Source organism: Planobispora longispora (assembly GCF_016863135.1).
GTDB classification, from domain to species: domain Bacteria; phylum Actinomycetota; class Actinomycetes; order Streptosporangiales; family Streptosporangiaceae; genus Planobispora; species Planobispora longispora.
This window is the reverse complement of record NZ_BOOH01000011.1, coordinates 148965-158283: the sequence shown is the minus strand read 5'-3', so window position 1 is coordinate 158283 and position 9319 is coordinate 148965. Positions and strand designations below refer to the sequence as shown.

Sequence of the window (9319 nt, the reverse complement as noted above, 5' to 3'; positions counted from 1 at the left end):
ACGGAGGCGGGCAGGGCCTCGGGGACGGAGGCGGGCAGGGCCTCGGGGACGGAGGCGGGCAGGGCCTCGGGGACGGAGGCGGGCAGGGCCTCGGCTGCGAAGACCGGCAAGGGACACGAGCCGGGAGGCACCGGGCCCGGGAAACCCGGCCCAGGCGGACGCGCGCCGGAGAGCCGGCCGGCCGCGGACCCGGCGCGCGACGACTCCCGTTCGCTGCTCGCCCGGCTCCGCGCCGCGATCCGCGCGGACTAGTCGCGCCGGTCATAGGCGCGCCGGTCATAGGCGCGCCGATCACAGACATGCCGGTCACAGGCGGCGGGCGATCGCCCGTCTCATCGAGGAGAGCAGGCCGCGCCGGTGCGCTCTCCTGAGCGTCGCCAGTTCCCTGCGGAGCGTGCCGACCTCCCGCCTGAGCTCCACCGTGCTCCTGCGCCAGCGGCCGGCCTCCTCGCGCCACCGGCCCGCCTGCCCGCGGAGCCGTTCGACCTCCTTGGCCAGGCGGGCGGCCTCGGCCTCGGCCTCGATCCGGGCCCGGTAGGCGCCGCGGCGGCCCGTGATCGTCCCGGGGCCGGGCGTGAAGCCGTAGGCGTGGCCGTCCGCCCAGAGCGTCCCGAAGGTGTCCTCCACGGCGTCGTCGAGGTCCTCGCCGTCCCGGAGCACGATCGCCGCGCGGGCGAACGCGGCGGTGCGCTCCAGCCGCGCCGTGACGACCTCCCGGCCCGGCCCCTCCGCCAGCAGCACCGACACCAGGCCGTATCCCCCGTCCGCGGCCAGGTCGAGCAGGCCGGCCAGGCCGTCCTCGCCCGGCGTCCACCCGGCGGGCAGCCGGAGCCGGTACGGCGCGTCCCCGGCCGGAGCGCGCGCCGTCCGCACCCGGGGTTCATGGGCGTAGTGTCCTCGGATCAGCGCCAGGTCCAGGTCGGGATCGGCCAGCGGTGCGCGGCTCTCGCCCCGGATCTCGTCCCAGGGGCCGATGACCGTCACCGCGAGGTCGGGGACCGTGCCGGCGAGCACGGCGTCCACGGTGGCCCGGACCTCGTCGTAGCCGGGCCGGCGGCCGCGCCCGGCCTCGACGATCACTTCCAGGCAGGGCACTTTCCAGTGCCGGTTCGGGTGGGAGCGCAGCCAGCGGTAGGCCGGGATCCGGTCGGCGACGAAGGCGTGGCTCACCCGGTCGATCGGGGCCTTGTCCCGCATCCTCATGGTCGGTCCCAGGTGGAAGGCCCGGGCCAGCGGTTCGGGGACGAACACCGCGCCCGCCTGGGCCAGCCGGTAGCCCATCTCGGTGTCCTGGCCGAGGACGAGATCGGTGTCCATCGGCCCGGCCCGCGCGAGCAGCGCGGCGTTGACCGAGGTGGCGCCGCCCACGTGGAGGCTGAAGGCGCGGGCCCGGTGGTCGGTGAGGCCGCCGGTCCGCTCGACCAGATCCACCAGCCAGGCGTGCGGCTCGGCCGGCTCGAAGAGCTCGGCCAGGTCGCCGGCCGCGGCGACCGCCTCGGGGGCGGGCAGGTCGGCCGAGGTGAAGCGCAGGCGTCCGGTCACCACGAGGTACGGCGCCGCGTGGTGCCAGCGCATGTGCGCCTCGACCGCGCGGCGGTCCGGGACCACGTCGGAGTCCAGCCAGTGGACGACGTCGCCGCCCGCCGCCCGGAGCCCGGCGTTGCGGGCGTGGGCCCGGCCCGGGACCGGGCAGACGATCAGCCGGGTGTCCGGGGGGCGGATCGCGGGCAGGCGCAGCGGCGGCTCGCTGCCGTTGTCCACCACGACGACCTCGGTGAGGCCGGCGGGGTAGGTCTGCCCGGCCAGGCCGGCGAGCGCCAGGTCGAGCTTGTCCTGGCCGCCGTAGGCGGGGATGACCACGCTGACGCGCAGTGACGGCGTCCATGCGCCCAGCTCGGGCGGGGTGAGGGTGCGGTAGTCGTTGCCCGCGATCCGTACTGTCATGACATTTCCAGAATCAGGCTGGGACGGAAGCCCCGCCACTGATTCGACGCGACGCGTATGAAGTGCGCGAGCGGGAGCCGCCAGGTGTGCTCGGCGCCCACCGAGCGGCGCAGCACGTAGCCCAGCCCGTGGGTGCGGTAGATCCGCGCCCCGGCGGCGTGCGCGGCCTTCAGGAAGGCGGCGTCCACGCCCGCGGCCAGGGCCGGGAAGCCACCCGTCTCCCGGAACCCCACCCGGTCCAGCAGGATCGTGCCCCCGGCCACGTGGTCCGACCAGACCTCGCCGGCGTAGTCGGTGCGCCGGACGGTGACGTCCAGCGGTTCCAGGTAGAAGAACTCGGCGGCGGTCCCCACGATGTCGGCCCCCGAGTAGGAGCGGGCCAGCAGCAGGTCGGACAGGTGGCCGGGGCCGTACCAGTCGTCGTCGTCCCATTTGGCGACGTAGTCGCCGTCCGCCCGGGAGGCGGCCAGGTTGAGCACCTGCCCGAACGGGGTCCCGGCGTCCGCCTCGAGCACCGTGACCGGGAGCGGGCAGGCCGCGACCGCCCGCCGTACCGCCCCGTGGCCGGCGGGGACGCCGTGCAGGCCCAGCAGGACCTCGGCCTCCACCCCGCGCTGGCGGGCGATCTGGGCGAGCGCCGCCTCCAGGAGGTGCGGGCGCATGCTCGCCATCACGACGCTGACCCTCGGGACGCCCGGCCGCCCCGGGCCCGCCCGCGCCCTGCGCGCCAGCCCGTGCCTGCGCAGGCGCACGCTGTGCTCCTCGCGGCGCAGGCTCGCCGTGCAGCGCGGCGTGCCCCGGGGCTCCCGGCCGAACCAGCCGCCGGCCGCGAGCAGCCGCGCGAGAACCGGGTCGGCCCGTACGGCCCAGGCGGGGACCTCCTCGGCGTGGAGGGGCACGCCCGCCGCGGCGAGATCGAGCGGTCCGGCGAGATCCACGGGGCTGCCGGGCCAGTGGACGCGCAGCCCGTGCCGGGCCCGCAGCGCGGCGAGGGAGTCGTCCTCGACGACCCACCGGCCGTCCTCCCAGCGGAGGTCTCCGGCCTCGCCTGAGGAGATCCGCAGGAATCCCGCAGGGTTCAGCCCCGCCTCCGGGGAGCCGAGCTCGGCGACAGCTGCCATGCGCGTGGTTTCCTGATTCCTCCACCTGGGACATCTCACCGCATAAACGACCACTCTAGCCAAGATCAGAAAATCTTCACCGCGAATGCCGGATCCGGTCTTCCCGGAGCCCGGAGGTCCGCGCCCTCCGGTGTCGCGGCCGTCCCTCTGACCACAGGGGGAGCCGGAATCCCACGGAGATCGTTGTGATCTTGAAATGGAACTTCACGTCAATCACACAAGACCCATATCGCTGCAAACGATACATTTAGCGATGCGTCTCCACTGAGTGGTGGATAAGCACCGAGATATCCCTCTCAGCGGGTGAGGACGAACAGCACGGAAGGTACCCACACGGATGCCCACGACCCGACAACTGGTGCTCCTGACCGCGGCCGCCGGGTCCCTGGTCCTGATCACTCTGGTGTTGCTGGCGAGCACCGGCGCCGTCTCCGCGACGGCCGCCGTCCTGTTCGGCATGTCCGCCGTCCTGCTCGGCGCCCAGGTGCTCCTCATCACGGGAATCCGCAGGACCGACGGGAAGGCGCTGCGCATCGACGCCAGGACCAAGCGCTGCGAGGCCGCGATCGCCCGGACCGCCGCGGCGGTCGAGCGGCTCGGCTCCCGGCTCGACGAGATCTCCGAGCTGCTCGGGCAGGACCGCCTCCAGCACGACGAGAACCTGCGGGCGATCCTGGCGTCCCTCGGCGAGGAGCGGCTCCACGCGATGTCCATGCGGCAGGAGATGAGGGGCGTCATCGACGACCTCCTGCCCCGGCTGACCACCCTCGAAGCGAAGGGCGCCACCGAGACGAGAGCCGCCACCGAGAGCGGAAAGTGATGGCCCTCCCCCAGCCCGCGCACCCCTCGCCGCCGGGGGCCGGATCACCGCTCCCGTCCGCCGGACCCGGCGCCCGGCCGTCGCCCGAGGCGCGGATCCGGCACAACGACTACGGGACGCTCCGGCCCGCCGCCCTCGGCGACTGGCGGCCCCGGCTGACGGTCAGCGTCGTCATCCCCGCGCACAACTGCCAGGACGCGCTGGAGCGCACGCTGGCCGGGCTGGCCGCCCAGAGCTACCCCGCGCACCTGACGGAGGTGGTCGTCGCCGACGACGGCAGCTCACCCGCGCTTCACGTGCCCGGACTCGCCCCCGCGAACACCCGGATCGTGCGGGTGCCGGACGGCCGGTGGGGGCGGGGCTGGGCCCGGCAGACCGGCGCGTCGGCCGCGCGCGGCGACATCGTGCACTGGGTCGACTCCGACATGATCCTCGACCGGGAGCACATCGAGGCGCACATGCGCTGGCACCACCTCGCCTCCTACGCGGTCGTGCTCGGCGACATCCTGTTCACCCCGGACGGGACCGCCCCCACCCCGCAGGAGGTCTTCGCCGCCACCGGGGCGGGCGCCGCGGCCGAGCTGTTCGCAGAGACGGCCCCGCACGCCTACCGGGTGGACGTGCTGGCCGAGACCCGGCAGCTGCGGGACGCCGGCGCGAACGCCTACCGTCTCCACTCCGGCGCCACCACCTCCGTCTCCGCCGCCCTGCTGCGCGCGGCGGGCGGGCTCAACACGGCGCTCACCATGGGCGAGGACACCGACCTCGGCTACCGTCTCGCGCAGGCGGGCGCGGTCTTCGTGCCCGACGCCGAGGCCCGGTCCTGGCATCTCGGCTCCTCCACGGTCATGCGGCGGGAGAAGGAGGTGCACCGGCACAACTGGTCGCTGCTGTCCGACCTCATCCCCAACCTGCGCTGGCTTCGCGCCCACCCCCGCAGAACCTGGCTGGTGCCGTACGCCGAGGTGGTCGTGGACGCGTGCGACGCCTCCTACGAGGACGTGCGCGCGAGCGTGGACGCCGCGCTCGGCGGCACCCTCGCCGACGTCGCCGTCACCCTGCTCGGACCGTGGCACGACCTCACCGAAGAGCGGCACCCCTCCCTCGACGACCCGATGATCGACCTGCGGCTGGTTCACAACCTCTACGCCCACGAACCCCGGGTCTCCTTCGCCGCGGAGGTCTCCCCGACCTCGGCCCCCGCGCCCTTCCGCCTGACCTGCCCGGCCGGGTGGGTCCTCGGGGCCGGCAGTCTCGCGGAGCTGGTACGGCTGGCGGAGCGAGACGGGCACGGCCTGCTGTACGTGGCGCTCGGCGAGAACGCCGACGGGGTCGAGACGATGCGGCTGGAGCGCGCGGCGGCCTTCGCCAGGGCGTCGCTGGTGACGGGCGAGCCGGCCCCGGGAGCGGGCCACGGCGGCCCGGTGGACGCCGCGGTGCACGAGCTGTTCGGCTCCTTCTGGGTGAGCGCGGAGGAGTTCGGCGTGACCACCGCCGCGGAGGCCGAGCCCCTCGCGGGCGACCCCGCGAAGTGGCGGGCCAGCGCGGCGAAATGGCGGCGGGAGGCGGAGAGCCGCCAGCGGGAGGTGGAGTCCCTGCGCGCCGAGGCCGAGCGGCTGCGCGCGGAGATCGACCGGCTGGAGGGGGAACGGCCGCGAGGGCACCTGCGGGGGCTCATCGCGACGGCCAGGCGACAGGGGAAGACCGGCTGATGCCTCATCCGCAGGACCGGCCGACGTCGCAGGTCATCAACATCCTCCGGGCCGTGGAGAAGCGCAGCGGGAAGCGCGCGCGGGTCTACCGCACCGGGTTCGAAGCGCTCACCGGGCTGGATCCGTACGAGGCGGTGGACCTGGACGGGGATCTCGCCGGCGCCCCCCCGGCCGACGAGAGCGTCGCCGAGGTGCTGCTGATCGCCCGGACGCCGACCGACGTCCGCAGGGCCGCGACCGTGCAGTCGCTGCTCCCCCAGGCCTCACGGGTCATCGTCGTGGTGGTGGAGACGCCCTACTGGTACACCGCGCCCGTGCTGTCGCCGACCCCCGCCCACCGCTGGCGCGCCCTGACCGATCTGCGCGTGTACCGGCCGGCCGGCTCCACGTGGGTGGTGGACGCGTGCTTCGACAAGCCCGTTCCCGCGGGCCGGACGCTGGCCGCGACGGCCAGGGCCTTCGCCGGGCACCGGCTGGACGCCGTCGCGGCCCCGGTGGCCGCGCTGGCGGGTCCCGGCGCCGCGCACTGGCGCCCCGGTGATCCGAACGCGGCCCCGGCGGACCCGGGCGGACCCGTTCCCAGCAGGTTCGGCGCGCGCGGCGCCGACCTGGTCCTGCGCACCACCGGCCGGGACCCGGAGCCCTGGGAGGGCGAGGAGACCCCGGTGGAGCGCCCGCTGGCGGAGCTCGTCAGCTGGGAGCGGCTCGGCCTCCCCGGCGGAGACGAGATCTTCCGGAGCGGCCTGGGCGGCCTGTCCGACCCCCGCAGCGTGCCGCCGGTGGACGACCGTTCGGTCAACCCCATGGGCTTCGTCACCGTGCCCGCCCGCGGCATGGCCGACCTCTCCCTGGACGCGGACCGGTGGACGGTCTCCGGTGAGGGCCGCACGTTCACCCGGTTCGCCGCCTCCGGATGCGTCACCGACGTCGACGTCAGCCGGATCAGGCAGATCCGGGGGGTGCGCGTGGACTGGGGCCGCAGCCACACCGGTCCCGTCGCCGCGCTGCGCGTCGTCATCGGCCTGGCCGCGGCGGGCGTCCCCCTCGTCGCCGCGGCCGTGCCCGCCTGGGCGGGCGCGCTCGGCCCGGAGCTGATCCGGTTGCTCACCTCGGTGGACGAGGCCGGCCTCGCCGACGACCTGGAGCGGGAGGAGTACAGCATCCGGCTGCGGCGCGCGGCCCTGCGCGCCCACGGCGTGCGCACCCGCTGGGAGCAGCTCGGCGCGCCCGCCGCGTCCGCCCCGCTGACCTCGGTGCTGCTGGCCACCCGCCGCCCGGAGATGGTGGGCTTCGCGCTGGAGCAGGTGGGCCGGCAGCGCGGCGCGGAGCTGGAGGTGGTCCTCGCCCTGCACGGGGTGCCCGCCGGTCACCCGGAGGTGACGGCGGCGCTGTCGTCCTTCGAGCGGCCGGTCACCGTGTTCGAGGCCGACCGGCGGACCGTGTTCGGCCAGGTGCTCAACGAGGCGGCGGCCAGGGCCTCGGGGTCGTACCTGCTGAAGATGGACGACGACGACTGGTACGGCCCGGATTTCCTGTCCGACCTGCTCCTGGCGCACTCCTACTCGGGGGCGCAGGTCGTCGGCACGGTCCCGGAGTTCGTCTACCTGGCCTCGATCGACGTGACCGTCCACCGCGAGCAGGTCACCGAGCAGATCACCAACTTCATCGCGGGAGGAACGATCTTCGCCGAACGCTCGGCGTTCGAGGCGGTGGGCGGTTTCCGGCCGCTGCCGGGGACGATCGACGCCCAGTTCCAGCACGCCGTGCAGACGGCCGGGGGGCAGATCTACCGCACCCACGGCCTGGGTTACATCCTGCGCCGCGGCAGCGTGACCGGCCACACCTGGCGCGAGCCGATCGGCACCTTTCTGCGACGCAACAAGCGCCAGTGGCGCGGTTTCCGGCCGAACGCGCTCATGGAGCTCCCCGGAGGGACGGCATGACCATCGTGGCTCCCCCGGGAGACGCCCAGACCGGCCCCGAGCCGCTTCCCCGGCCGGCGGGCGGGACGCCCCAGCCCCGCATCCCCGGCAACGACTACGGGGTGCTCGACGTGCCCGCGCTCGGCGCCTGGCAGCCGCGGCTGCCGGTGAGCGTGGTGATCCCGGCACGCGGGGGCCAGGAGAAACTCGACCTGGCCCTGGCCGCCCTGGCCGCCCAGTCCTACCCGGACCACCTGCTGGAGGTGGTCGTCGTGGACGACGGCAGCGCGCCGCCGCTCCGGCTCCCCGAGACGGCGCCGGAGCGCACCCGTCTCATCGGCGCCGCCCCCGGCGGCTGGGGGATCGCCTGGGCCCTGGAGTGCGGTGCGGCGGTCGCCGACGGCGCGGTGATCCACCGCATGGACGCCGACATCGTCCCCTGCCGGGAGCACGTCGAGGCGCACATGCGCTGGCATCACCTGGCCGGGTACCTGGTGGTCCTGGGGACGCTGCGGTTCACCCCGATGACCGGGACCGTGCCGGCCCCCGCCGAGGTCCGGGCCCGCATCGCCAGGGGTGAGATCGACTCCCTCTTCGAGCCCGACCCCGGCCCCGGGCACGACTGGGTCGACCGGCTCCTCACCGAGCACCGGGGCATGCGTGACGCGCCCAGCGCGCTCCTGCACCGGATCCACGTCGGCGCGACGGGCTCGCTCCCCGCCGACCTGCTCAGGTCCGTGGGCGGCTACGACCTCTCGCTCGCGCTGGGCGAGGACACCGATCTCGGCTACCGGCTCACCCAGGCGGGCGCGGTGTTCGTCCCCGACACCAGGGCGCTGGCCTGGCATCTGGGCAGCAGCACCGCCATGACACGCTCCGCCGAGGTCGCGCGCCACAACGCCCCGTTCATCGCCGACCGGATCCCCTACCGGCGGAACCTGCGCACGGACCCGGGCCGCCAGTGGCTGGTGCCGTACGTCGACGTTGTGGTGGACGCCCGGAACGCCTCGTTCGAGGACGTGCGCGCGAGCGTGGACGGGACGCTGGCGAGCACCCTGTCCGACATCCGCGTCACGGTGACCGGTCCGTGGTCGTCGCTCACCGGCGACCGCCGGGCGCCGCTGGACGATCCGCTCCTCGACCTGCGGCTGGTCCGCGGCCAGTACGCCCACGACAGCCGCGTCTCCTTCGCCGAGGCGGTTCCCGCGACCTCCGCGCCGGCGCCGTTCCGCCTCACCTGCCCGGCGGGCTGGGTCCCCGGGGCCGACACGCTCCGGTCCCTGGTGGAGCGTGCCGAAGAAGACGACGCCGGGCTGCTGCTCGTCGCCCTGGACGAGAACGACTCCGGTGTGGTGGCCGCCCGCCTGGAACGGACCGCCGCCGTGGCCCGGGCGGCGCTCGTGGCCCGCGAGGGCGAGTCGCCGGACGACGTGATCGCCGACCTGTACGGCGCGGAGTGGCTGGACGGCGAGTCCTGGAGGTTCCGCCCGGCCGCCCGGGCGTACCCGGCGTGGGCCTCGGACCGCAACCGCGAGGCCGCCCGCTGGCGTGCCGAGGCCGAGGCGCGGGGCAAGGAGGCCGAACGCGCCCGGCGGAAGGCCGACAAGCTCGCCGCCGAACTGGCGGAGCTCCGCGCGGCGGTGGCCAAGGGGCAGCGCGACGTGGCCCGCTGGCGGGGCAAGGCCGAGGAGCGCCGGCAGGAAGCGGTCGCCCTCCGGCGGGCGGCCCAGCGCTCCCTCCTGCGGCGGACCCGCAACCGGCTCGGCCGCCTCTGGAAGGGGTGACGCCTCAGCCTGTCTG

6 protein-coding genes are annotated in these 9319 nt (G+C 75.1%); 4 read left to right on the top strand and 2 right to left on the bottom strand.

What is annotated here, in order from left to right; translation table 11 throughout:
• Positions 1-306 precede the first annotated feature (306 nt).
• On the bottom strand, positions 307-1944 hold the full coding sequence (locus Plo01_RS05920) for a glycosyltransferase (RefSeq protein ID WP_203889468.1): 1638 nt from the start codon (positions 1942-1944) through the stop codon (positions 307-309).
• Positions 1941-3065, bottom strand: a complete 1125-nt coding sequence (locus tag Plo01_RS05915; protein ID WP_203889467.1) for a glycosyltransferase family 2 protein — start codon at positions 3063-3065, stop codon at positions 1941-1943. Before Plo01_RS05915 ends, Plo01_RS05920 begins: the two co-directional genes overlap by 4 nt.
• Before the next feature lie 337 nt (positions 3066-3402).
• Between Plo01_RS05915 and Plo01_RS05910 the strand changes: the two genes are divergently transcribed.
• Genes Plo01_RS05910 through Plo01_RS05895 form a run of 4 tightly spaced genes read left to right on the top strand, consistent with a single transcriptional unit; the run spans position 3403 to position 9303 of the window.
• Positions 3403-3885, top strand: a complete 483-nt coding sequence (locus Plo01_RS05910; protein WP_203889466.1) for a hypothetical protein — start codon at positions 3403-3405, stop codon at positions 3883-3885.
• Positions 3885-5597: a glycosyltransferase gene (locus Plo01_RS05905; RefSeq protein ID WP_203889465.1), complete on the top strand. Its 1713-nt coding sequence runs from the start codon at positions 3885-3887 to the stop codon at positions 5595-5597. Before Plo01_RS05910 ends, Plo01_RS05905 begins: the two co-directional genes overlap by 1 nt.
• Complete coding sequence (locus Plo01_RS05900; RefSeq protein WP_203889464.1) at positions 5597-7540, top strand: glycosyltransferase family 2 protein; 1944 nt, start codon at positions 5597-5599, stop codon at positions 7538-7540. The genes Plo01_RS05905 and Plo01_RS05900 overlap by 1 nt, the downstream gene beginning before the upstream one ends.
• Positions 7537-9303 (top strand): glycosyltransferase, encoded by a 1767-nt coding sequence (locus Plo01_RS05895; RefSeq protein ID WP_203889463.1) that lies wholly within the window; start codon positions 7537-7539, stop codon positions 9301-9303. Before Plo01_RS05900 ends, Plo01_RS05895 begins: the two co-directional genes overlap by 4 nt.
• Positions 9304-9319 lie beyond the last annotated feature (16 nt).